Source organism: Pseudomonas sp. B111 (assembly GCF_026428275.1).
GTDB classification, from domain to species: Bacteria; Pseudomonadota; Gammaproteobacteria; order Pseudomonadales; family Pseudomonadaceae; genus Pseudomonas; species Pseudomonas aeruginosa.
On record NZ_CP097857.1, the window covers coordinates 804,431 to 829,070 of the forward strand.

15 protein-coding genes and 1 pseudogene are annotated in these 24,640 nt (G+C 66.9%); 2 read left to right on the plus strand and 14 right to left on the minus strand.

Annotated features, from left to right (window positions below; translation table 11 throughout):
• The 13 genes from algJ to argF all read right to left on the minus strand — a co-directional run bounded on the left by algJ (position 1) and on the right by argF (position 18,080).
• The gene (algJ, locus tag M6E97_RS03720; protein WP_033939508.1) at positions 1 to 1,176 is read right to left on the minus strand and encodes an alginate O-acetyltransferase; all 1,176 of its coding nucleotides are present in this window, start codon (positions 1,174 to 1,176) and stop codon (positions 1 to 3) included.
• A gap of 14 nt (positions 1,177 to 1,190) precedes the next feature.
• Positions 1,191 to 2,753 carry an MBOAT family O-acyltransferase gene (locus M6E97_RS03725; protein WP_003110467.1) on the minus strand — a complete coding sequence of 521 codons (1,563 nt, stop codon included), beginning with the start codon at positions 2,751 to 2,753 and terminating at the stop codon, positions 1,191 to 1,193.
• A 241-nt stretch (positions 2,754 to 2,994) separates the two neighbouring features.
• The gene (algL, locus tag M6E97_RS03730; protein ID WP_003092108.1) at positions 2,995 to 4,098 is read right to left on the minus strand and encodes an alginate biosynthesis protein AlgL; all 1,104 of its coding nucleotides are present in this window, start codon (positions 4,096 to 4,098) and stop codon (positions 2,995 to 2,997) included.
• Positions 4,099 to 4,101: 3 nt separating this feature from the next.
• Positions 4,102 to 5,526, minus strand: coding sequence for an alginate biosynthesis protein AlgX (gene algX, locus M6E97_RS03735; protein ID WP_003092107.1), 1,425 nt, complete (start codon positions 5,524 to 5,526; stop codon positions 4,102 to 4,104).
• 12 nt (positions 5,527 to 5,538) lie between these two features.
• The gene (algG, locus tag M6E97_RS03740) at positions 5,539 to 7,170 is read right to left on the minus strand and encodes a mannuronan 5-epimerase AlgG (RefSeq protein ID WP_003110465.1); all 1,632 of its coding nucleotides are present in this window, start codon (positions 7,168 to 7,170) and stop codon (positions 5,539 to 5,541) included.
• 20 nt (positions 7,171 to 7,190) lie between these two features.
• Positions 7,191 to 8,663 carry an outer membrane porin AlgE gene (gene algE, locus M6E97_RS03745; protein ID WP_003110464.1) on the minus strand — a complete coding sequence of 491 codons (1,473 nt, stop codon included), beginning with the start codon at positions 8,661 to 8,663 and terminating at the stop codon, positions 7,191 to 7,193.
• A complete protein-coding gene (gene algK, locus M6E97_RS03750) occupies positions 8,660 to 10,087 on the minus strand; it encodes an alginate biosynthesis TPR repeat lipoprotein AlgK (RefSeq protein WP_003110463.1) in 1,428 nt (475 codons plus the stop codon). Before algK ends, algE begins: the two co-directional genes overlap by 4 nt.
• Positions 10,088 to 10,100: 13 nt before the next feature.
• Positions 10,101 to 11,270, minus strand: coding sequence for an alginate biosynthesis protein Alg44 (gene alg44, locus M6E97_RS03755; protein ID WP_003092101.1), 1,170 nt, complete (start codon positions 11,268 to 11,270; stop codon positions 10,101 to 10,103).
• Positions 11,271 to 11,352: 82 nt separating this feature from the next.
• Positions 11,353 to 12,837, minus strand: coding sequence for a mannuronan synthase (alg8, locus tag M6E97_RS03760; protein ID WP_003119545.1), 1,485 nt, complete (start codon positions 12,835 to 12,837; stop codon positions 11,353 to 11,355).
• A 138-nt stretch (positions 12,838 to 12,975) separates the two neighbouring features.
• Positions 12,976 to 14,286, minus strand: a complete 1,311-nt coding sequence (gene algD / locus M6E97_RS03765; protein WP_003110461.1) for a GDP-mannose 6-dehydrogenase — start codon at positions 14,284 to 14,286, stop codon at positions 12,976 to 12,978.
• Positions 14,287 to 15,189: 903 nt separating this feature from the next.
• Positions 15,190 to 15,969 (minus strand): peroxide stress protein YaaA, encoded by a 780-nt coding sequence (yaaA, locus tag M6E97_RS03770; protein WP_003092094.1) that lies wholly within the window; start codon positions 15,967 to 15,969, stop codon positions 15,190 to 15,192.
• A gap of 106 nt (positions 15,970 to 16,075) precedes the next feature.
• A complete protein-coding gene (locus tag M6E97_RS03775) occupies positions 16,076 to 17,158 on the minus strand; it encodes an ABC transporter ATP-binding protein (protein WP_003092092.1) in 1,083 nt (360 codons plus the stop codon).
• A gap of 4 nt (positions 17,159 to 17,162) precedes the next feature.
• Positions 17,163 to 18,080, minus strand: a complete 918-nt coding sequence (gene argF, locus M6E97_RS03780; RefSeq protein ID WP_003092090.1) for an ornithine carbamoyltransferase — start codon at positions 18,078 to 18,080, stop codon at positions 17,163 to 17,165.
• A gap of 315 nt (positions 18,081 to 18,395) precedes the next feature.
• Here argF and M6E97_RS03785 point away from each other — a divergent pair, with 315 nt between their 5' ends.
• Positions 18,396 to 18,827 carry a hypothetical protein gene (locus tag M6E97_RS03785; RefSeq protein WP_003110011.1) on the plus strand — a complete coding sequence of 144 codons (432 nt, stop codon included), beginning with the start codon at positions 18,396 to 18,398 and terminating at the stop codon, positions 18,825 to 18,827.
• A 394-nt stretch (positions 18,828 to 19,221) separates the two neighbouring features.
• Here M6E97_RS03785 and M6E97_RS03790 read toward each other — a convergent pair.
• Positions 19,222 to 22,208: pseudogene (locus M6E97_RS03790) on the minus strand (autotransporter domain-containing protein).
• 298 nt (positions 22,209 to 22,506) lie between these two features.
• Between M6E97_RS03790 and M6E97_RS03795 the strand changes: the two are divergent.
• On the plus strand, positions 22,507 to 24,615 hold the full coding sequence (locus M6E97_RS03795; protein ID WP_033939506.1) for a molybdopterin oxidoreductase family protein: 2,109 nt from the start codon (positions 22,507 to 22,509) through the stop codon (positions 24,613 to 24,615).
• The last annotated feature ends 25 nt before the right edge of the window (positions 24,616 to 24,640 follow it).

Sequence of the window (24,640 nt, forward strand, 5' to 3'; positions counted from 1 at the left end):
TCAATCGTTGCGGCTGGCGGCCAGGCGCTCGTCGCGGCCGCCACTGGCCTTCAGCTGGGCGACCCAGTCGGCGTCGAACTGGCTGAGGTCGCTGGCCATCGGCAGGTAGCGCTCGGGAAACTCCCAGACCAGCAGTTGCGGCGGGTCCTTGCGGAAGCCTTCGTCCTGCAGCAGTTCCAGCATCGGTTCGAGGGGGCCCTTGCCTTCCTTCGCGTAATTGATCAGGTCGGCGGACAGCGCCTGTTTCAGCGCGCCCTCGAAGTTCCACCTGGGGTTGGCGCTGTAGCTGGTGCCGACCAGCGCCAGGCGCGGTTGCTGGCTATCGCCGAAGAGGTCGTCGCCCGCGCCGGACTGCTGGCCGCCCGGCAGTGCCGGCGCGGCTTCGGTGGTGCGTTGCTGCAACTGCTCCGGACGCGGCAGCAGTTCGTCGAACAGCGGGTCGAGCGGCAGGAAGCTGAGCAGGTCGCCCTTGTGCGTGCGTTCTTCGCCGACGCGGGTGACGAAGTTCTGCGCCGGCACATCCAGCAGGTGCGTCTCGCGGATATCCGCGCCGAGGCGCTGGGCCACGGTTTCCGCGCCGAGCGGCGACCAGTGGGTGTCGGTGCGCAGGAACACCGCGCCGTTGTCCTTGGCCTGGCGCAGGCTGCCGAGCAGGTCGGGACTGTCGATGCCGGCGGCGCGGGCGCGGGCCAGGAAGTCCTGGTAGAGGCTGTCGTGCAGCGCGGCCGGCTGCTCGCGGCCGATGTGCTCGGGATACAGGCGGGCCTTGGCCGGGATCACCGCGAGCACCAGCTTGACGCCGCGCCGGTTCAGCTCGCGCTGCACGCCGCGCACCAGTGCCCAGTTGTCTTCCAGTTGCTGGCCGCTCGGCGCCGGCTTGAACTCTTCGTCGGTGAACAGCCAGCCGTCCTTGCCGATCACCACGCCGGGGCGGCCTTCGTGGAACAGCGTGTAGTCGAGTGCGGCCCAGAGGTTGGTGCCCAGGCGCTTGATCGGGAATTCCTTGTCGTAGTGGGCTTCGAAGGCGTGCGCCAGCTTGCCGTTGAGCAGTGGCGTATCGGCCGCGGCGGAGAAGCCCGGCACGCTCTTCAGCGACCATCCGGCGAGCCCCAGCAGCAGCCCGCCGAAGGCGGCGATATAGGCGTATTGCAGGGGGCGGGAAATGCTCTGTGTCATGGCGTGGGCCTCGCTCAGAACTGGAAGTAGAGGAATGGCGAGTAGCTCTGCGCGGAGAGCTTCAGCACCGAGGCGGCGAACAGCAGGAGCAGCGCCAGGCGGGTGGCCAGGACGGGCAACTGGCTGAGCCAGCTCGGCTGGTAGACCAGCGCGCCGCTCGGCGAGTAGGCGATCGCCGCCGGGTCGCCGGCGGCCTCGCGCGGGGCGCGCGGCTGGGCACTGGCCGGGCCGTCGGCGGCCACTTCGTCGCTGTTCGCCGCGGCCTTGGGCGCCTTGGTCTGCAATGGCTGGTTGTAGAACTGGCGCAGGCCGAAGAACGCCAGCACCAGGTAGGCCAGGACCAGGGTGCCGACCTGCAGGCCGGTGAGGCTGGCGCGGTTCAGTTCGGAGAGCTGCCAGGTGCCGAAGCTGAACATGGCTTCGTACATGCGCCAGGCGACCTGCAGGTTCTCGGCGCGGAAGATCACCCAGCCGATCACCACCAGGAGGAAGGTGAACGCCCACTTCAACGGGTTGAGCACGCGCGGCGCGGCGTTCACCCCGAGGGCCCGCTCGATCGCCAGCCACATGCCGTGCCAGGCGCCCCAGATGATGTAGGTGAAGTTGGCGCCGTGCCACAGGCCGCCGAGGAGCATGGTCAGGAACAGGTTGCGGTAGGTCTGGAAGGTGCTGCCGCGGTTGCCGCCCAGGCTGATGTAGAGGTAGTCGCGCAGCCAGGTCGACAGGCTGATGTGCCAGCGCCGCCAGAACTCGGTGATCGACTGGCTGATGTAGGGCTGGTTGAAGTTCTCCATGAAGCGGAAGCCCATCATCAGGCCGAGGCCGATGGCCATGTCGCTGTAGCCGGAGAAGTCGAAGTAGAGCTGCGCGGTGTAGGCCAGGGCGCCGAGCCAGGCGTCGCCGGTGGTCGGGTTCTGCAGGGCGAAGCAGTGGTCGGCGAGGGCGGCCAGGGTGTCGGCGATGAACACCTTCTTGACGAAGCCCTGCATGAAGCGGGTGCAGCCTTCGGCGAACTTGTCGACGGTGTGGGTGCGGTGGTTGAACTGGTCGACCAGGTCCTTGAAGCGCAGCACCGGGCCGGCGATCAGGTGCGGGAAGATCGCGACGAAGGCGGCGAAGTCGATCAGGTTGTGGGTCGCCGGGGTATCGCCGCGGTAGACGTCGATGATGTAGCTGATCGACTCGAAGGTGTAGAAGGAGATGCCGATCGGCAGCAGGATGTGGGTCAGCACGAACGGCTGCATGCCGAACGAGGTGATGATCTCGTTGAGGCTGTCGACGCCGAAGTTGGCGTACTTGAAGTAGCCGAGCACGCAGAGGTCGACCACCACGCCGAGGATCAGCCAGCGTTGCGCGGCCCTGGTGCGTACGCCGGCGGCGCCGATGCGCAGGCCGATCCAGTAGTTGAAGACGGTGACCCCGGCGAACAGCAGGAGGAAGTCCACCCGCCACCAGGCGTAGAACACGTAGCTGGCGATCAGCAGCAGCAGGTTCCGGTAACGTTCGCCGCTCAGGTAGTACAGGCCGAGAAAGACCGGCAGGAACAGGAACAGGAACACGTTTGAAGAAAAGACCATGCCGTCTCTCTCTCTAGAGCGTCAACCATTCAGGTCGGCCCTGCCTTTCCGCGCCCTGGAGCGCTCGAGGAAAGGTGGGACGACCCGCCGTTTTCCTCCCCGTGGTGTTGCCTAAGGTGTTGCGCCCGCCCGCGTCTGTCGCGCATGGGTCGGGGTGTGGCGCCTGGTGGGACGCCTGGTCGGCGAGCGGGGCAGAGGGGCGCGTGGCCCCCGGCCTGTGCGCCCGCTTCCCGCCACGCCCTCAACTTCCCCCTTCGCGGCTGAACACCCGCGTCACTTCGCCGCCGAGGCGGAAGCTGTTGAACGGCTCGCGGTCCTTCTTCGCCTCGAGCATCTTCGGCTCGCAGCGGTAGAGGGCGCAGTAGGGCTCCAGCCAGGCGTACTTGTTGTCGACCTTGAGGTCGGTCATGTCCTGGTCCTCGCCGGTCTTCTCCTCGAAGGTTTCCTCGTCGTCGACCCCCTTCATCACCCGCTCGGCCAGGCGCTGCAGGGCGCCGTGGTTCTCCTGGCGCAGGTCGACGCCGTTGACCTGGGCGAACGCGGCGATCATCGCCAGCGGCGGCAGCGCATAGTTGTGGTAGGCGAGGGCGCGCTGGCGGCGCTTGAGTTCGTTGGGCAGGAAGCCCTGCTCGTCGACCTGGTTGGCGGCGACCTTGAACTCGCTCACCGCCCAGTCGAAGAGGTCGCGGCGGTTGGTCACCACCGCGGTGGACATCACCGACCAGGCCGCCCAGTAGGAATGGTTGTTGATCTTCTTCAGCGGCAGGCCGCTCCAGTCGCGGACTACCTGGGTGCCGAGCCGGGCGAACCAGTCCTCGATTTCCCGGCTCTGCTCGGCGTGGGCCGCGAGCGGCCGCGAGCTGGAGAACTTCAGGCGCATGTAGGCGCCGGAGAGGCTGCCCAGCGCCCATTTGCGCATGGACTTGCCGGTGTGGTTGAAGTCGTCGCTCTGCAGGGCGCCGGCGCGGGCCCAGGCGCTCATCCAGTTCAGTGCGCAGGCCAGGTCGCCGTCGCGGCCGCTGCGCATGTACTGGGTGACCAGCTTGGTGGCGCCGCGCTCCATGTCGGTGATGTCCTTGATCTGCGAGCGGAAGGTCTTCTCCGCCTTGACGTTGAGGGTCGCCCGCGCCGAATCGGAGCCTTCGTACTTGCTGGTGAAGACCAGGCTGCCGGTATACGGCGGCGGCACCGCGGGGCAACTGCCGGCGCTGCCCTTGCGCTCGCCGACCGCCGCGTAGTAGCCGGGCGGGGGTACCAGGTCGGCGGCCTGGCTGACCTGGCTGGCGAGCAATGCCGCGGCGAGGGCGCCGGGCAGGGCGATACGGATCAGGTGGGACGTTTTCATCGTTTACCTCCCGGCCACCGACTGGCTGGCCTTGGCGGGCGCCGCCTGGCAGATGCTGGCCTGGACCTCCAGGCCCTGGGGCATGTCCTCCGGCGCTTCGATTTCCAGGGAAAGGAACTGCTGGTCGGCCCAGTCGCTGTCGTTGCGCAGCTGGAAGACGTAGCGGCCGCCGGTATCGACGGCTTTCGACTGCTCGATCTTCAACTGCTCGCGGCGGCCGTTCATGTACCAGATGGTGTTCTTCAACTCGTGTACCGAAGGGTCGCTGTAGGTCACGTCGGCGACGTAGCTGCCGCTGCGGATCGGTAGCGCGGCGCTGTTCAGCAGCACCTCGTTGCGGCCCTGGCGCAGCTTGACCTTGCGGCTGAGCACGGTCTTCCGGCCGGAGCAGCCGTTGTCCACCAGCGGCATGGCCTGGCGGTAGAAGCTCTTCTGCGCCATGTCGTAGTGGGTGGCGAATTCCCAGATGAGGATCTTCGGCGGGTTCTTGTGGAATTCCTCGCTGGTCATGTACGCCAGCAGCGAACTGTCGAAGCCGCCGCCGGACACCGCGTTGTTGAGGATGTCGGCGCCGCTGAACTCCTCCAGGAAGCCGGCGAAGTTGTAGGCCGGGCCGCTGTTGGAGGTGCCGACCAGGGCAATCTGCGGGTTGCCGCCGTCGCCGAACAGGTCGCCGCTGTCGCTGGCGCCCACCGGCTCGGTCTCGAAGCGGTCGACGTACTGGGTGGCGTAGCTGTTGCCGCAGAGTTGCGCGGCGGCCTTGTGGAAGGTGCCGAGCTTGGACAGCAGGCCGACGCGCTTGCTTTCGAACTGCTTCTTCGGGATCTCCTCGAAGCCGGGCACCTGCTTCAGCGTCTCGGCCACGATCTTCGCGCTGCGCCGGGCGCCATGGGGAGTCCAGTGGTGGTCGCCCTTGAAGTAGTAGGCGTGCTCCTCCTTCTCGTCGAACAGCGGCGAGAAGTCCGGGGTCCAGATGCCGGCCTGGCGGAAGCGGGCGATGGTCGCCAGGTAGTTCTTCTTCGCCAGCTCGTAGTCGAAGCCGGCCTTTTCCGCCGGGCTGAGCTTCTCGCGGTTCACCAGGCCGCGGGTTGGCTGGTAGACCACCACCAGCTCGATGCCCTTGCGCTTGAGTTCGTCGCGCAGTGCGCGGAGTTCGCGCCAGCCTTCGGCGCTGGTGCCGAAGTCGGTACGCAGGTCGTAGGTGGTGCGGAACAGCCAGTCATCCTGGGCCTGCACCAGGTGGGTGAAGAAGCCCAGGTACTTGGTGTTGTAGCGCGAGTCGTCGGCGGCGGCCGGGCACAGGTTGCCGGCCGGCAGCGCCTGGTAGCTCGGCGCCGCGCCGGGGTCGGCGGCGAGGGCTGCCTGGGCCAGGCAGAGGCCGGCGGCCAGGGCGCTCAGGCGGAACAGTCGGGAAGTGCGGGTTTTCATGCGTCTGGGTCCTCAGTCCTGGAGTTCGGCCTGGCTTTCCACGGGATCGATCAGCACCGCCTTGTCCTGGCGCACCAGCAGGTCGAGGATCTGGTCCTGCTTCTCGCCGAGAACGCCGGGCAGGCTGATGCCGGAGGATTTGGTCGGGGCGAGCATCGCCACCCGGTACAGTTCGAGGCTCAGCGGCGAATCCACCGAGAGCGGGCCGGAGCCGTTGCCGGCGAGCTTGCCGCCGACCACGATCAGCGAGACCTTGGTGTCGAACGGGTCGAGGGCGATGTTGCGGTCGGTGTTGGTGAGGTCCTTGATGTGGCCGTACACGCCGATCAGCTGGTTGCCCGCCGCGAGGTTTTCGTAGAGGCGGATGTTCACGCTGTTGCGCACGCGGATGCCGTGGCGGCGGTTGGCCAGGACCTGGTTGCCCCAGAGCAGGTTGTCGCCGCTCTCGTAGAGGGTGATGCCGTCGGAATGGTTGCGATAGACCTCGTTGTAGGCCACCAGGTTGCCCTCGCTGTTACGGTCGAGGACGATCCCGGAAAGCTTGTTCTCGTAGCTGCGGTTGTTGAAGATGAAGCTGTCGTTGACTTCCCGCGAGACGATGATGCCGTGCTTCTTCCTGGTCCCGTGGACGGTGTTGTCGGCGATGATCAGGCGGTGCGAACGGTCGTGCGGGTCGATGCCGTAGACGATGTTGTCGCGGTAGGTGTTGCCCTTCACCACCAGGTCGTCGGCCTCGTAGCAATAGAAGCCGTACCAGCTGTCGACGATGGTCGAGTCGATCACCCAGCCCTTGGGGCGCGGGCGCTTCATCTGCTTGTCCATGCCCGGGCTGTACTGCGAGATGGAGATGCCGTAGGCCTTGGAGGCGTTGTAGCCGAAGCTGGTGAAGGTGCTGTTGCTCAGGTACACCTCGGCGCCGCCCCAGGAGATCAGGAACGGACGGAACTCGTTGGGCGTCTTGAACCAGGCCGGCTCCTTCTTCGATTCGCTCCAGCCGGTGACCTTGCTGTCGCGGACGAACAGCATGCCGTCGTTGACCAGGAACGCGCCGCGCTCCTGGGACAGGCGCAGTTCCTTGACCTGCTTGTCGATGTCGAGGGTCGCGCCCTGGCTGACCACGATAGGCAGGCGGGCGACGAACACCCCCGGCTCGACCTGTTCCAGCGCGCTGGCGGGAAGCTTGCCGGCGAGCTGGGCGAGGTTCACGTAGCCGCCTTCGATGAAGATCGCCTGGGGCATCTGGCGCTGGCGCTTGACCCATTCGGCGAGGCGGTTGCTGCCACCGGTGAACTCCTTCAGCGGCTGCTGCTGGACCATCCGCTGCACGCTGGCGCGGCCACCCGGCTTGCGCACGATCTTGGCTTCCACCGCGGCGGCGGTGTAGCCGGAGAGGTCGGGCAGTTTCGGCGGGTCCAGGTGCAACGGTTCGGCCGGCGCGGTGGTCACCGTGTAGTTGCCGGTTTCCTTCAGGCCCTGGGTCAGGCCCGGCTCGTTGCCGGCCTGCGCCGGGACCGGCTGCGGTTTCTCCACCGGCTGCGCCGCCCACGCCTGGCCGTGCAGCAGCACCGCGCCGAGCACTGCCGCGGCCAGCGGGCGCAGGCGCGGGAGCCGGCGGCGGGGGATCGAAAGGGAAATGTCGGGCATGTCCGGTTTCCTCGCGGGGCTCAGAAGCGCCAGATGAAGTCGACGAAGGCGCGGTGCATGGTCGAGTCGGTGCCCGGCCCGTAGGCGTCGCCCGGCTTGAACAGGCCGCCGCGGAAGCGGATCAGCGCCGAGGGCTCGTCGACGTACTGGCTCATCGAGGCCGGCAGCAGGCCTTGCTTGAAGTACTTGGTCACCACCAGGTCGAGTTCCTGGCCGATGTCCTTCTCGCCCGGTTGCAGGGCGGCGTTGATGCCGCTGGTGCCGATGTCGGAGTCGTCGTCGACGCGCCAGAACTTGTGGTAGACCAGGCTCGCGTCGTAGTCCTCGCGCAGTTGCCAGGAGCCGAACAGGGTGGCTGCCTGGAGGTTGCTCAGTTCGCCGCGGAAGGCTTCGCCGAAGCGGTGCACGCGCGAGCGGGTGCCGGTGAAGTTGGAGCGATTGCTCTCCAGCCCGGTCTGCTGGAACTGCTCCTCGCCGTCCTTGCCACCGCCGCTGCCGCGGGCGTAGCCGACGCCGGCCTTCCATTGCTCGTCGATGTTCCAGCGCAGGCCGAGGTCGACGCCGAAGGCATTGACGTCGCCGCTCTGCTTGCCGGTGGCGATGCGCCGGTCGTCGACCGTGGTGGTGGTCAGGTTGTCGCGGTCGCCGGTCAGCCAGGTGGCGCTGGCCCAGTAGTTCAGCGGCATGCTCGAACGATAGTTGTAGGCATCGCCGGTAGCCTCGATGCCGAGCCAGGTGAGCTGGCCGGTATAGGTCTTGTCGAGGTTGTCGACTTCCTCGCCGGGGCGGCGCAGGTGGCCGCTGTCGTCGGCGTGGTGGATGCGCACGCCGATGCGGTGGTGCGGCGCCCACTGGGTGGAGATGTCGCCGAACACATGGGTGCGGTCCTTGTCCTCCGGGGCCAGTTCGTCGAGGTCGGTGCGGTATTCGCTGAAACGCTGGGCGACCCCGGCATGGGCGTTGAGCAGGGTGGTCTCGAAGCTCCAGTTCAGCGCCTCGATGTTGGTGTCCTGCCACTGGCCGCTGTCTTCCCGCAGGCGCTGGCGGCCGAAGCGCAGGTGCTCGCCGGGGTAGGCGGTGAGGCCGGCGTAGTCGACCCAGAATTCGCGTGCGGCGAGGTAGCTCTTGTCCGGCTCGCGACCGTCGTTGCGGCTGTTGTTGCCGTCGTCGGTGTCCGATTGCAGGGTGTCGGTCTCGATGGTGTCGGTGGCGGCCACCGCCTGGCCCATGAAGTAGGCGCTCCAGTCGCCCCACTGGCCGAAGGCCCAGGGCCGCAGGTCGATACCGATGTCGTTGAGGGTGCCGCCGGGAGCGGTGCCGAGGTCGCGATCGTTTTCCGATTCGCCGGTGATCTTCACGTCCAGGCCGAAGTTCTTCGGTGCCTCGCCGCTGCCGGCGGCGAACGCCGGCGCGCCGAGCAGCAGGGCGATGGCCAGGGACAGGGCGCGCGGCGCGAAGGACGGCCGCGGGTTGACGGAACGGGAGCTGTTCATAGGCTTTCTGGCTCTTCTTCGTTGATCGGCGAGTCCTGGCTCTGCAGCAGGCTGACGGTGGCCTGCCAGTTGTTGCCGCGGCTCTGTTGTTCGCGCTTGAGCAATTGCTGCGCCTGGCTGCGTTCGGCCGGCGGCAGTTGCGCTTCGATCTGCCCGAGCAGGTCGCTGGCCTGCGGTACCTGCTGCTGCACGGCGAGCTGGCCGAAGACGTAGGCGTTGACCCGGTTCGGCTGGATGCCGCGGCCCTGCGACCAGAGCTGGGCCAGGGCCATGTCGGCGCTGGCCTGGCCGGCGCGGGCGGCGAGGATCAGGTGGTCGACGGCCTTCTGCGGATAGACCTTGCCGAGGAAGCCGCGGCGGTAGATCTGCCCCAGGTAGTAGTTGGCCTGGGGTTCGCTGGCGGCGGCCTTGAGCAGGTGCCGCTCGGCCTTGCGCGGGTCCTGCGGCGCCCACTTGCCGTCGTAGTAGAGGCGCCCGAGGAGCAGTTCGGCGCGTGGCTGGGCGGCGTCCTGGGCGTTCTTCAGGTAGCCGAGCATCTTTTCCAGGTCGCCCTGGTCGGGATAGTCGTAGAGCAGCTTGGCCAGGCTGACCCAGGCCGCGGGGTAGCTCGGCGCGATCTCTTCCAGCAGCGCCTGGGCGGTCTGCGGGTCGGGTTGGCCGAGTTCGCCGTCGGCGAGCACCCCGGCCACCGAGTCGACTCGCTCGCCGGGCACCCGGCCGGCCTTGTAGGCGGCGCGCAGCTGTTCGAGCAGGGCCTTCTGCTTTTCCGCGTTGCCCTGCATCTGGTAGACCGTGGCCAGTTCGTACCAGCACACGTCCATGCGCCGCAGCCAGCGCTGGCAGACCTGCTCGATCTCGCCCAGGTGCTGGGCGTAGGTGCCCTGGGTGCGGTAGAGGATGATCTGCGCCAGGTCGGCCTGCGGCAGTCCGCGCGCGCGCCACTGGTCGATGCGCTGCTGCGGGTCGATTTCCGGCCAGGACTGCGGGTATTGCAGGTAGAGCACGATGAGCGGCACCAGGGCACTGTCCTCGCCCTGTTCGAAGGCCTGGCTGAGCAGGCGCTCGGCCTCGCGGTGCTCGGCGTCGCTGGCGCCGGGCTTGGCCGCCAGCCACTTGCCAAGGCGTGCGCGGGCCCGCGGCGAGGTCTGCGCGGCCTCGCGGTAGAGCTTTTCGGCCTTGGCCTGCTGGGCGCTGTCGCCGCTGGCGACCTGCATGTCGGCGAGGCCGACCTGGGCGTCGGCGTAACCCATCGCGGCCAGGGCCTGGTAGTTGCTCTGGGCGGTGGCGAGGTCGCCGCGCTCCAGGGCCTCCTGGGCCAGGCGCTGGTCGGGCAGCCCGGCGCAGCCGGCGGCCAGGGCGATGGCCGAGGCCAGCAGCAGGTGCCGGGACGCCAGGGGCAGGGGAGGGAGGATGGGCATCTTCATGGTCGGGTACCGGTCAGCGAGCGGTGGCCAGGGTCACGGCCTTGTTCAGCAGGGTGCGGCCGGGGAGGCCGCCGATGCTGACCTCGGCCGGGCGGCCGGCGTACTGGGCGTCGAGCGGCTGGTCGGGCTGGATCTGCACGCGGATTTCCGAGGACAGGTCGCCGTCCACCGGCGCGGTGTTGACGATGCGGCCGCTGCGGTTGACGCCGTCGCCGGCGACCTGGAAGTTCACCCGGGTGCCCGGCGCCAGCTCGGCGGCGTTGCGGTAGGGGAAGCGCGCCTCGATGCTGGCCACGCTGTCGCGCGGGGCGAGGGTGAAGATCACCTGGCCCTTGTTTGCGTATTGCCCGTCGGCTACCAGTTGCTGGACCACGCGGCAGTCGCAGGGGCTGGTCAGGGTCCCTTTCATCTGGTGGCCGAAGAGCTTCTCGATGTTGCCCGGGTTGAGCTGCTCCTCGGTCAGGTTGCCCTTGAGCATGTCCAGCAGGTTGGCCGAGAAGGTGGCGATCGGCGCGCCTTTGGCGACTTCCGCGTTGGGCCCGAGAAGGCTCTGCACGGTGCCCTCGCGGGGCATGGTGATCTGCTGGTTGGGGACGCTGACCACGCCGGAATCGGCATGGGTGACGAAGTACAGGTTGTACATCTGGTTGAGGATGAAGGCGAAGGCGCCGACTCCGACGACGAAGATCGCGGTGCTCAGGGTCACCGCCCGGACCCGGCCGAAGAAGCCCATCCCGCCGTTGCCGCCGCCCTGCTTGCGGGCCTTGGTGAAGTTCTCGCGCTGGAGGGTATTGAGCATGTCGCCGACGCCGATCACCTCGCCGGCCAGGTAGGAGGTGATCAGGTAGCGCAGGGCCGCCACCTCGCGCGGCTTGAGGTTCTGGAACTCGCAGCCGACGCGGCGGCTGGCGGGGTCCACCGAGCGCACCTGGAACTCCACTTCGAGGGAAAAGCTGATGCTGTCGACCTGGAACAGCAGCTTGCCCTTGTACAGGTCGCCGGGCTGGATCGGCGCGCCGCTCGCGGTGAAGGCGAAGCCGCCGGCGGAGAGATCCAGCAGGCGTGCGTCGACGCCTTCGCGGTTGGCGCCGATGTAGCGGATGCGCGCCGGCAGCTTGACCCGGGCGAACTGGCGCTGGGCTTCGGATTCGTGCACGACGTTGACGTTGACGGCTGTATTCATGGTGTCGGGTCCTGTTCGGTCCAATCTGGGTCGATTTGCGCGCGGGCCGGGGCCCTGGCGTTGTCCGTAGTCGATTCGGTGGTCATACGATGGTCAGCAGCACGGCGACGAAGATGCTGGCGGCAGAGAAGGTCATGGCCCGCGACGACCAGGCGTTGAACCAGCGCTGGAAGCTGGCCAGGCCGCGCTCCAGCTTGGTCGGCTGGCGGGTCCAGGACTGCCGGTCGAGGCGGAAGAACACGTAGATCTTCACCAGCGCGCCGACGATCTGGTTGTAATAGAGGATCAGCGGATAGGCCGGGCCGATGCGGTGCCCGGAGAGCGAGAGGAGCAGGGTCAGCACCAGGCGGGTGAGGCCGATCCAGAGCAGGTACACCAGCAGGAAGGCGATGCTGTACTTGAGGCTGGCGAGGATCGCCACCACCAGGCCGAGCAGGCTGGTCCACATCGAGACGCGCTGGTCGAACAGCACCAGCATGGTGAACCAGCCCAGGCGCCGCGCGCCGAGCTTGAGCGCGCGCGAGTTCTGCCGCAGGTTGTTGCCGTACCAGCGGTACATCAGCTTGCGGCTGGCCTTGATGAAGCTCTTCTCCGGCGGGTGCTCTACCGTGTTGATCGCCGCGTCGGGCACGTAGAAGGTGTCGTAGCCCAGGCGCATCAGGCTGAACCAGCTGGACTTGTCGTCACCGGTGAGGAACTTGAAGCGACCCAGGCGCCAGTGCTCCAGGTGGTCGTTCTCGACGTCGGTGATGAACTCGGGGTTGGTCACCACCCGGGCGCGGAACACCGACATCCGTCCGGTCATGGTCAGCACGCGCTTGGACAGGGCCATCGAGCACATGTTGATGTGGCGCTGGGCGAAGCGCAGCTTGTGCCACTCGCTCATCACGTAGCCGCCCTGCACTTCGCAGAATTCATTGGTGGTGAGGCCGCCGACGTTGGGGAAGAGCTTGAACCAGGGCACGGTCTTCTTCACCACGCCGTGGTCGAGCACGGTGTCGCCGTCGATCACCGCGACCACCGCGTCGTCGTCCGGCAGGTGCCGGGAAATCGCGCGGAAGCCATAGGCCAGGCCGTCGCGCTTGCCGGTGCCGGGAATCCGCACGAAGTCGAGGCTGACCCGGTCCGGCGGGTTCATCTTCTCCCACAGAGAACGGACCAGGACCTCGTCGGACATCTCGACGATGGAGCAGACCACGGTGGTCGGGTAGCCGCTGTCGATGGCTTCGCGGATCACCGAGCGATAGACCATGGCAGTGGTCAGGGCGTCGATGCGGAAACTGGTGACCATCAGGAACACGTGCGACGGGTCGGCCGCGCTGCCCAACTGGCGCACGCGCCGGCGGTAGTACGGGTAGACCACGTGGAGGAACAGCATGCCGCGCAGGAAGTGCACGCCGCCCATGGAGTAGCGCCAGATGCCGACGGCGCCGATAAGCAGGATGAAATCCTTGGAGTCGGCGTCGAACACGGTCTTCGGCACTGCCAGCGCGAGCACCATCAGCAGGCTGAGGAACACCAGCCAGCCGGTGGCTTCGGCGAGGCCACGTTTGTAAGTTTCCATCATCAGTTCCATCGGGCTGGGGACCTTGGCCTCGACGCCGGCGTGCGCTTGTTGTTGTTATGGCGCACGCCGCGGAGACGGCCTTCGGTCCGAGGGCGATAAAGAGGTTCTTTACCGGCTCACGGGGCCAGGGGCGGCCCGCTACCAGCAGATGCCCTCGGCCTGGGCAGTGGTGGTGTGCGGCATGAAGCCCACCAGGTCGACCAGCTTCTTGCCGCTCGGGGTCTTGTTCACCAGGTCGACGAACAGCTCGTCGCCATTGCCCAGCACCAGCACATCGGAACTCGCCACCACTTCGTCGAGGTCGGAGACCAGCAGCGAGGAGACGTGCGGGATCTTCGACTCGATGTATTCCTTGTTGGCCCCGTGGACACGCGCGTATTCGACGTTGCGGTCGAAGATGCGCAGCTCGTAGCCCTTGCCGATGAGCATCTCGGCCAGCTCCACCAGCGGGCTTTCGCGCAGGTCGTCGGTGCCGGCCTTGAACGACAGGCCGAGCAGGCCGACCTTGCGGGTGTCGTGGCTGGTGATGAGATCGAAGGCCTTCTGCACCTGGTTGGAGTTGCTGCGCATCAACGAACCGAGCATCGGGTGCTCGACGTCCAGCTGGCTGGCGCGATAGGTGAGGGCGCGTACATCCTTGGGCAGGCAGGAGCCGCCGAAGGCGAAGCCGGGACGCATGTAGTAGCGCGACAGGTTGAGCTTGTGGTCCTGGCAGATCACGTCCATCACCTCGCGGCCGTCGACGCCGACCGCCTTGGCGATGTTGCCGATCTCGTTGGCGAAGGTGACCTTGGCGGCGTGCCAGACGTTGCAGGTGTACTTGATCATCTCGGCGACCTCGACGGTCTTGCGGATGATCGGCGCGTCCAGCTCGCGGTAGATTTCCTCGAGAAGGTCGCCGGTCTGCTTGTCCAGTTCGCCGATCACGGTCATCGGCGGGAAGTCGTAGTCCTTGATCGCGGTGCTCTCGCGGAGGAATTCGGGGTTGGTGCCGACGCCGAAGTCGACCCCGGCCTTCTTGCCCGAGCAGTCCTCGATCAGCGGGATCACCACGTTGTTGACGGTGCCCGGCAGCACGGTGCTGCGCACCACCACGGTGTGGCGTTCGGACTTCTCGCGGATGGCGAAGCCGATCTCGCGGCAGACGGTCTCGATGTAGCCCAGGTCCAGGTCGCCGTTCTTCTTGCTCGGCGTGCCGACGCAGATGAACGATACGTCGGAGTCCAGCACGGCCTTCTTGAAGTCGGTGGTGCCCGACAGCCGTCCGGTCTGCCGGCCTTGCTGCAACAACGCTTCCAGGCCCGGTTCGACGATGGGCGACTTGCCCTGGTTGATCAGGTCGATCTTGGTGCTGGAGACATCCACACCAATGACTTCATGACCGCGTGCCGACAGGCAGCCAGCACATACTGCACCGACATAGCCCAAACCAAAGATGCTGATTCGCATCGCATTCACCTCGATTGTTTGTCGCGCCGTTAATGAGGTGGCCGTATGGCCACTTCCCTATCTGGCGAGCCGTTACTACGAGCCCCGATCCAGAGCCCTTGATCCGCCTTCAGGCAGTTTCGAATAGAGTGCTTAGTTGTTCGGCACTCTAATAGGGCAAGTTATAAGTTCATGCCCTTTAATGTTTCAGGTGGGTTTCAATAACGGTGCATAACCCGACCTTGGATGCTTCGTTTTAGTTCGGTCCATAGAATTCAAGTTTCTAAAGGCCTTTAATTTCAACAGGTTGAGTTTGTCCCTCGGAGCGGAGTCCGATTATTCGAGACGGTTTCAAGTTGCTCTGCCCATAACTATCGATAGGCATCGCGGTGATAGGATGTTTTCTCTGCGAGGGAAGTTCCGGCCGTTTGTCCCGCTCGCGAAATATTTGGAAATATCCGTTTGATATCACTTGATACCAACTTGATGGCCTTTCCGTTAAATGCCTGCCAATGGCCACTAGTTGCAGAATGCATGGCGGCTGAAAGTTCCGCGTCACCGGAATGAAACAGAAGCCGCTTTTACCGCCTTAAGCAAACCTTAAGGATTCCTTAATCTTCGACCCATGCACTTTGCAATCGTAATTTGCATGTGATGGCGGGAGGCTGGTAATGGCCAATGGATTACGCCGGAGATGGCATTTCCGCCTCGAATTGGGAAAAAGCAGGTGGGCTGGGTGTGGAAAAATGTGATGCAGTTCCGCATGACTTGCAGACGAACGGTTGAGTAGGCCTATTCGCCACAAGGGCTTTTCCGGGGAGAAAGACGGCGCAGCAGAGCCTCGGAGGGACGAACGCTCCAGCGCCAGGAGGCGTCGGCGTGCCGAAAGAGGAGCGGCCCGCCAGGGCGGCGGGCCGGGGGAGGTCAGTCTTGCGGGGCGTCCCTGAGGAATACCAGCTGATCCGGGCCGGACTGCTCGGCGCTGAAGTAATAGCCGTGGGCATTGAAGTCCTTCAGCCCGGCCGGGTCGCGCAGGCGCTCGCGGATCACGTAGCGAGCCATCATGCCGCGAGCCTTCTTGGCGTAGAAGCTGATGATCTTGTACTGGCCGTTCTTCAGGTCCTTGAACTCGGTGTCGATGACCCGCGCTTGCAGCGCCTTGCGCTTCACCGCGCCGAAGTACTCGTTGGAGGCCAGGTTGAGCAGAACGTCGTCGCCCTGGGCGGCCAGCGCTTCGTTCAGCCACTGGCTGATACGCTCGCCCCAGAAGGCGTAGAGATCCTTGCCACGGGCGTTGGCCAGGCGGGTGCCCATTTCCAGTCGATAGGGCTGCATGAGGTCGAGCGGGCGCAGCACGCCGTAGAGACCGGAGAGCATGCGCAGGTGATCCTGGGCGAAGGCGAAATCGTCCTCGCCGAAGTCTTCCGCGTTGAGGCCGGTGTAGACATCGCCCTTGAAGGCGAGCAACGCCTGCTTGGCGTTCTCCGGGGTGAACTCCGGATGCCAGCTGGCGTAGCGAGCGGCATTCAGGCCGGCGAGCTTGTCGGAAAGCTTCATCAGTTCGCTGATCTGCAGCGGCGTGAGCTGGCGCAGTTGCTGGATCAGTTCCTGGGCGTGGTCCAGGTATTGCGGCTGGGTGAAGCGGTGGGTGACCGGCGGGGTCTCGTAGTCCAGGGTCTTGGCGGGGGAAATCACCATCAGCATCGTTCAGGCTCCTCGAATCGTCGGGCGATTGTAGGGGCTGGAGACGTCCGGCTCCACCTATGCGGTCGATAGGGAAAGGCGCCGCCGACCGAACGGCGCCGAGGTATCAGGCCTGGACGGGAGCGAGGTGCGCGGCGACGCTGCCCCGGGCGGCGAACACCACCAGGTGGTCGGCGGCGACGCGGATACCGACGTCATCGCCCGGCTGGTGGTCGGCATGGCTGGGGAAGATCGATTCCAGCTGGGTACCGGTGGGCAATTGCAGGCGGTACAGGGTGGCGGCGCCGAGGAAGGTCTTGCCGACGATCCGCGCCTTCAGCTCGCCCTGCGGCGCGTGCACCAGGTCGTCCGGGCGCAGCAGGACGTCTACCGCGCTGCCGGAAGGCAGGCTGTAGGCGCGATTGCCGCGGATCACGCCGAGTTCGGTCTGCACCGTATCGGGGCTGAGCAACTGGCCGCGAATGAAGTAGCCCTGGCCGACGAAGCTGGCGACGAAGGGCGTCAGCGGCTCGTGGTAGAGGTTGTAGGGAGTGTCCCACTGTTCCAGGTGACCTTCCTTGAACACGCCGATGTGGTCGCAGACGGCGAAGGCTTCTTCCTGGTCGTGGGTCACCAGGATCGCGCTGGTGCCGCGTGCCTTGAGGATCTCGCGAACCTCCTGGCTGAGGCTGCGGCGCAGTTCCACGTCGAGGTTGGAGAAGGGTTCGTCGAGCAGCAGCAACAGCGGTTCGGGCGCCAGCGCGCGGGCCAGGGCCACCCGTTGTTGCTGGCCGCCGGAGAGTTCGTGGGGGTGGCGCGCGGCGAGGTGGTCGAGCTTGACCAGCTCCAGAAGCTCGCGCACCAGGCGCTCGCGTTGTGGATGCTTGCGGATGCCGAAGCCGACATTGTCGGCCACGCTGAGATGGGGGAACAGCGCGTAGTCCTGGAACACCATGCCGATCCGGCGTTTCTCCGGCGCCAGGGTGAAGCCGGGACGCGAGATGACTTCGCCGCCCAGCTCGATCTGCCCGGCCAGCACCGGTTCGAAGCCGGCGATGGCGCGCAGGGTGGTGGTCTTGCCGCATCCCGAAGGACCCAGCAGGCAGCCGATGTCTCCGGCATTGAGGTGCAGGTCGAGGTCCTGCACCACTTTCTGCGAGGCGTAGCCGCAGGCGAGATCTTTCAGGTTCAGCAGCAGGTCGTGGCTCATGGGCTCAGGCGTAATGGGCGTGTTCGATCAGCAATTCGAGGAGGGCCTTCTGCGCGTGCAGACGGTTCTCTGCCTGGTCCCAGGCTACCGAGCGCGGGTCGTCCAGCAACTCTTCGCTGATTTCCTCGCCGCGGTGGGCCGGCAGGCAGTGCATGAATAGTACATCGTCGGCGGCCCCATCGAGCAACGCGGCGTTCACCTGGTAGGGACGGAACAGGGCGATGCGCGCGGCGGCTTCGTCTTCCTGGCCCATCGAGGCCCACACGTCGGTGCTCACCAGGTGCGCGCCGGCCACCGCCTCGCGCGGGTCGCGGACGACGCGCAGGCGGTCGCCGGCAAGGGCGACGAACTCGGCCTTCGGCTCGTAGCCCTCGGGGCAGGCCACGCGCAGCTGGAAGTCGAACTTCAGCGCCGCTTCTATATAGCTGTTGCACATGTTGTTGCCGTCGCCGATCCAGGCCACGGTCTTGCCCTGGATGCTGCCGCGGTGCTCGTGGAAGGTCTGCATGTCGGCGAGCAACTGGCAGGGGTGCAGGTCGTCGGACAGGCCGTTGATCACCGGCACCTTCGAGTGCGCGGCGAATTCCGTCAGGGTGGCGTGGGCGAAGGTGCGGATCATCACGCCGTCGAGCATCCGCGACATGACCCGGGCGCTGTCGCCGATCGGCTCGCCGCGGCCGAGCTGGGTGTCGCGCGGGGAGAGGAAGATCGCCTGGCCGCCGAGCTGGATCATCCCGGCTTCGAAGGACAGGCGGGTACGGGTCGAAGCCTTCTCGAAGACCATGCCCAGGACCCGGCTCTTCAGCGGCTCGTAGAGCACGCCTCGGTTGCGCAGGTCCTTCAGCTCGCTGCCGCGGCGGATCAGACCGATCAGCTCTTCGGGGCTGTAATCCATAAACGAGAGAAAGTGCCGTACGCTCATCGCTGACTACCTTTTATTTTTACTGCTGGCCGAGGCACTGGCCGGCTTTCGCGAGAGAAAACGGGACTGGACCTGCGGCGGGACCGCAACGTGCGGGAAAATAGGGGAAGGCGCGATCTTATAAGGAAATGTCGCGGAAACACAAGGAGGGGCTTGGAAGGCCCGGGTTACGGGGTTTTTCCCCGGGTCTTCGCGGTTGTCCCGCCGCCAAAGTCCCGCCTCGTCGATCTATCGGTTGAGCGGGGCGACGCTTTATGCTGTGCGCGCCCGAATGCCTTCATGGAGGAGGCGGGTTTCGGACCAGGGAGGTCGAACATGCACACGGGAGAAACACTCGCCGCCGCGCCGCCGGCACGGCCATTGCGCCAATCGCGGCTGGGCGGCCTGTCGCTGTTCCTCGCCCTGGCCGGGGTCGCCATCGCGCTGGTGGTGATGGCGCTGGCGCTCGGCGAGCGGATCGACCTCAGCGACGAGAACCATCTGCTCGGCCTGTTCGCCGCCCTGCTGGCGGTCTTCGCGGTATCGACCTGCGGCCTGGTGCTGGGCCTGGCCGGCCTGCTCAGGCGCAGCCGCAAGCGTCACCTGGCCCTGGCCGGCATCGTCCTCAACCTGTCGTGCCTGCTCTGGGGCTGGCATGCGCTGAGCACGGCGGCGGCCGCGATCCTGATGGTCCTGGGGCAAACCGGGTTGTCGTTCCTCAGCGCCCTGGCGGTGCTGTTCGGCATGATCTTCTTCCGCCAGGCCTGACCCGTTCCGCGACTATGCGCAGGCAGCCTGGGCGCCCGCCGTTCGGCCGCTCGTTCATCGAATGGCCGCATTGCGGACACTCGTCGCGGATTTGCAGGGGCAGGGGCTCAGTCGGGGAAGGAGGGCGCGAGAGGAGCAAAAAGGTGAGCCCCGGAGGTGCGGATCTCCGGGGCTCGTGCGGCACGGTGGTGCGGGCACCGGGTCGCGATCAGCGCTGGAAGGGATAGTACAGCGCTGGATGGACAGTATAGCGCTATGCATTTCGCATGAATCCTTTAGTTAGGTCTTTTTCTCATATTTGCAGCGGTTTCGTGACCGAGGGCAATGAAGTGGCTTTTTCCCCTTGCCGCCCGCCGGAACCCATCCAACGGCTGGCATGCCCTCGTAACCGAAGTCAGAAACGCCAGTCGACGGCCAGTCCGACGCCATGGTCCTTCTCGCGGCTGCCCAGCAGGCCGTTGTAGCCCAGCCGCACGCTCACTTCGCGATTCACCGCGAGGCTGGCGTCGACGCCGAGCAGCGCGGCGTCGCGGGACAGGGCCACGCTTTCCACGCTGAATGGCTGGCTGCCGCTGGCGAACGCCAGGTGGCGTTGCGGGGTGGTGTCGCTCAGGTTGTGGCGCCAGCCGAGGCTGCCGGAGAGCGCCAGGCGGCGTTCGGCATCCAGCTCGAAATGCCGTTTCGCGCGTAGGCCCAGGGTGGTGAAGGCGGCGTCCAGGTTGTCGTCGCCACCCTCCAGGGCCGCGGCACTACCGCGTTCGCGGAAGTCATCGCTGGCGACGTGCACGTAGCCAGCCCGGCGAAGGGTTCCAGCTCCAGGCTGCGCCAGCCCAGCGCGTAGGCGGCCTCGGCGAACAACTGGCTGCTCTGTGCGTCGAGCTTGGCCTTCTGCTTGCCGGCCACGGCGCCGTATTGCAGGTCGCGCTTGACCTCGGCGCGGTGCCAGGTGTGCGCCGCGCCCAGGCTCAGGCGCCATTGCTGCAATTGCCGGCCGAGGTAGGCGCCGAGGTGGTAGCTGTCGATGCTGGCGGAGGATTGCAGGCTGCTGTCCATGTTCAGCGAGCTGTTGCTGTAGCCGGCCACCAGGCCGAGGCGCGTGTCGCTGGCGACCTGGCTGTCGACGCCGAGCAGGAAGCCGCCGACCGAATGCCGGTAGCCTTCGCTGCCGTGGCTGCCATCGGCGCTCTTGCCCCAGGAACCGAGCGCCTTGAACCAGCCTTCGGGAGCCTCCCTGCCGGCCTCGCCGTCGCTGGCCTGGCGCAGGCGTTCGCCGACGCTGTCGCGCAGATAGCGGCTGTCGTTGAGCAACAGGCCGGCGAGCGCCGGGTAGATTTCCCCGGACAATTGCTGGAAGGCCCGTTGGGCGGTTGCGGCGTTTTCCGATAGGAGCAGGCTTTCGTAGACCGGGTTGCCGGCGCCGAGCGCTTCCACGGCACCAGCGACCGCCGCCTGGTTGGGCGTCTGCGCGACGCTGGCGAGGGCCGTGCCGTTGCGTCCGATATCCAGGCGGATGGCGTTGGCCGCGTAGTCCAGGGTGCCGCCGAGGAACAGGTAGTTCGGCAATACCGCGTCGAAGCGCCCGTCGATGCCGCCGGCGGCGTCGAGGATGTCGTAGCGGCGGCCGACCAGGCTCTCGACCTGGGACTGGCTGAGCAGGTCGGGGCTGTTTTCCATGGCCAGGGTGACATTGCCGCCCGCGATGCTCGCCTTGCCGCTGGCGACGATCCGGTCGCTGGCGCTTTCCGAAAGCTCCACCGCGTAGGTCGAGCCGGATTCGAAGCGCAGGTCCCCGGCGACCTCCAGGGTGCCGATGGAGTTGCCCGCGGCCACCGTGCCGCCGGAGCGCGCCAGCAGGCCGCCGATCCTGCCGCTGCCGCCGAGGGTGCCGCCGGCATTGACTTCGACGGCGGACAGCAGCGAACCGTCGACGCTGAGCAGCCCGCCATCGACCAGGGTCGGCCCGCGATAGGTGCTGTCGCCGCTCAGGACCAGGCTGCCGGCACCGGCCTTGACCAGGCTGCCCTGGTACTGGCGCTGGGCGGCGGCCTGGTCGCGGGCCATGCCGATGGCATAGTCGGTGCGTTCCTGCTGGCTGGCGCCGGCCGGCAGGCCGTTTTCCCAGCCCTTGTCCTTCAGCGTCCGCTGCCAGGCCGCGTGCTCGGCGGCGTCCTCGGCCTGGCGCTGGAGCAGGGCGCTATCGGAAATCGGGTTGCTCCATTCGTCGCGCAGGCCGGCCGGAAGGTTGGCCTCGAAGCGGCCGAGCAATTGTCCAGGCCCATGCATCGCCCGACCGAGATCCGGCACGCCCCAGCCGACGGTGTCGGTGGGGGCGCCGGTCGGCGTGCCGTCGAGCTGGGTGGCGGTGGTCAGCAGAACCTGCAGCGCCTGCTCGTTGTTCAGGTACGGATAGCGCTGCATGACCAGGGCCAGCGCGCCGGTGGCGTGGGGCGCGGCCATCGAGGTACCGGACTTGTTGGCGTAGCCGCCGCCGGGCATGGTGCTGTTGATCAGGCGGCCGGGCGTGGTGATGCACCAGTACTTGGCGATGCCGCAGCGGTTGTAGCGCTGGCCGTTCTGCTGGTCGAGGCCGGACACGGCCAGCCAGTGGCCTTCCAGGTCCGGCTGGAAGTAGGGCAGGGCGGAGCGCACGCTGGCGTTGGCGTAGCCGCTGTTGCCGGCGCTGAAGACGTTGATCACGCCCTGGCGGGAGACGCCGGCGGCGGCGTCCAGCCAGGTGGAGCGCCCGTAGTGCTGGGCATAGGCGGCGTGCAGGCCGTCGAGGGTCTCGTAGCTGACGTCCTTGGGCTGGCTGCCCCAACTGTTGTTGATCGCCCGCACCCCGGCGTCGGCCAGCGCCTGGTAGGCGGCCTTGAAATAGTTCGGGTCGGGCGTCGGGCCGAACAGGAAGCTGTCGTTCTGGTTGGTGTTGGCGACGTACACCTGTGCCGCGTAGGCCACCCCGTGCATGCCGACGCCGTCGCGCGAGGCGCCGAGGGTGCCGCCGACGTGGGTGCCGTGGGAGTCGTTGTTGCCGTTCATCGCGCCGCTGACGCTGAACGGCGTGCCGTCGACATAGGTGCCGCTGGCCGTCACCGGCTGGTAGCGCGAGGCGGGGGTATCCGGATGGCTCGGGTCGAAACCGGAGTCCATCTCGCCGATCTTCACGCCCTGGCCGTCGATACCGGCGGCATAGGCCTGGTCGGCCCGCATCCGTTCCAGGCCCCAGTCCTGCTGGTATTCGGCGGAGCGCCAACTGGCCGGATCGCCGGGCCGACCGGCTTCGACATAGGCGGCCGTGGCCGGCTGGGCGATCCAGGCGCCCAGCAGCAGGGCGGCTGACAACGAGGTGGGGCGAGGGCGGAAGGGGCGGGCGTCGGTCATGCGGTCTCCACGCTTTATTGGTCTTGTCGGACAGGGGCGGACTCGAAGAGACAAGGTTTAGCACCGGCTTTCGCCGCGCCGGAATTCCCAGGTGGATAGTTGACAGCCGGACAAACGGCACGCTTCCCCTCTACCGCGCCCATCGGCCAGCCTGATGCCTGGCGATTCAGCCGACTGACGCTGCTGGCGCGGCGGCGGAAGGCGCCGCATAGTGCCGATTCGACGACTAGACCGGTCGTCTGGTCCTCGCGTACGCGCCGGGCCGCGGCGGCCGGCGACGACAATGAAGAGGCGAGCCATGAGCAAGACCCTCCACTACCGTGCGTGCCATCTCTGCGAGGCCATCTGCGGGCTCGCCATCGAGACCGAGAGCGACGAGGGCGGCGTGCCGCGGATCCGCTCGATCAAGGGCGACCCGCAGGACAGCTTCAGCCGCGGCCATGTCTGTCCCAAGGCGGTGGCCCTGCAGGACATCCAGGACGACCCCGACCGCCTGCGCCAGCCGTTGCGCCGGGTCGGCAGCGAGTGGCAGCCGATCGGCTGGGACGAGGCCTTCGCGCTGGTGGCCAGCCGCCTCGGCGAGATCCGCGAGCGCCATGGCAACGATGCGGTGGCGGTCTACCAGGGCAATCCGAGCGTGCACAACTACGGCCTGATGACCCATAGCAACTACTTCCTCGGCCTGCTGAAAACGCGCAACCGCTTCTCCGCGACTTCCGTCGACCAGTTGCCGCATCACCTGGTCAGCCAGCAGATGTACGGCCATGGTTTGTTGATCCCGATCCCCGACATCGACCACACCGACTTCATGCTGGTGCTCGGCGGCAACCCGCTGGCGTCCAACGGCAGCATCATGACCGTGCCGGACGTGGAGAAGCGCCTGAAGGCGCTGAAGGCCCGCGGCGGCCGGCTGGTGGTGGTCGATCCCCGGCGCAGCGAGACCGCGGCTATCGCCGACCGGCACCTGTTCATTCGTCCCGGCCAGGATGCGGCGCTGTTGCTCGGGATACTCAACACCCTGTTCGAGGAGAACCTCGGTCGCCCCACGCCGCTGCCGGTCGACGGGCTGGAGCGGGTGCGCGAGGCGGTCGCGGTCTTCGACGCCGAGTCCATGAGCGCGCGCTGTGGCGTGCCGGCCGAAAGCATTCGCCAACTGGCGCGGGATTTCGCCGCCGCCGAACGGGCGGTCTGCTATGGCCGGATGGGCGTTTCCACCCAGGCCTTCGGCACGCTCTGCCAGTGGCTGGTGCAACTGATCAACCTGGTCACCGGCAACCTCGACCGGGTCGGTGGCGCGCTGTGCACCTCGCCGGCCCTGGACCTGGTGGCGAGTACCTCGGGTGGCCACTTCGACCGTTGGCGCAGCCGCGTCTCGGGGCTGCCGGAATATGGCGGCGAACTGCCGGTGGCGGCATTGGCGGAAGAAATCCTCGGCGAAGGCGAGGGGCAGGTGCGCGCGCTGGTCACGGTAGCCGGCAACCCGGTGCTGTCCACGCCCAACGGAAGGCGGCTCGAACAGGCCCTGGACGGCCTGGAGTTCATGCTCAGCATCGACCTCTACATCAACGAGACGACCCGCTACGCCGATCTCATCCTGCCGCCCACCGCGCCGCTGGAGCACGATCACTACGACACCACCTTCAACGTCTTCGCCGTGCGTAACGTGACCCGTTTCAACGAGGCCGTGCTGCCGCGTCCCGAGGGTGCGCTGCACGACTGGGAGATCTTCGTCGGCCTGGCGCGGGCCTTCGCCGCGCGCAACGGCCTGGAGCTGAAACCGACCCTGGAGCCGCAGCAGATGATCGACCTCGGCCTGCGCGCTGGCGCCTACGGCGACCGTTCCGAGCACAGGCTGAGCCTGGCCACTCTGCGCGAACATCCCCACGGCATCGACCTCGGGCCGCTGCGGCCGAACCTGGCGCCGCGCCTGAAGACCGCCGACCAGCGCATCCAGGCCGCGCCGCCGCTGTTCGTCGACGACCTGCAACGCTTCGCCGCACAGCCACTGCCTGCGTCCGACCAGTTGCTGCTGATCGGACGACGCCACGTGCGCAGCAACAATTCCTGGATGCACAACTACCATCGCCTGGTGAAGGGCAAGCCGCGTCACCAGTTGCTGATGCACCCGCGGGACCTGGAGGGTCGCGGCCTGGTCGACGGGCAGCGGGTGCGGGTGCGCTCGCGGGTCGGCAGCGTCGAGGTGGAGGTGGCGGCGAGCAGCGAGATGATGCCCGGGGTGGTCAGCCTGCCGCACGGCTGGGGCCACGCGCGGCCCGGCGTGCAACTGGCGATCGCCCGCGCCCAGGCCGGCGCCAGCGCCAACGACCTGACCGACGAGCGTCATCTCGACCTGCTGTCGGGCAACGCCGCGCTCAACGGCCTGCCGGTGGAGGTGGAAGCGGCCTGAGCGGGTCGACGGAACGCGAGAGTAA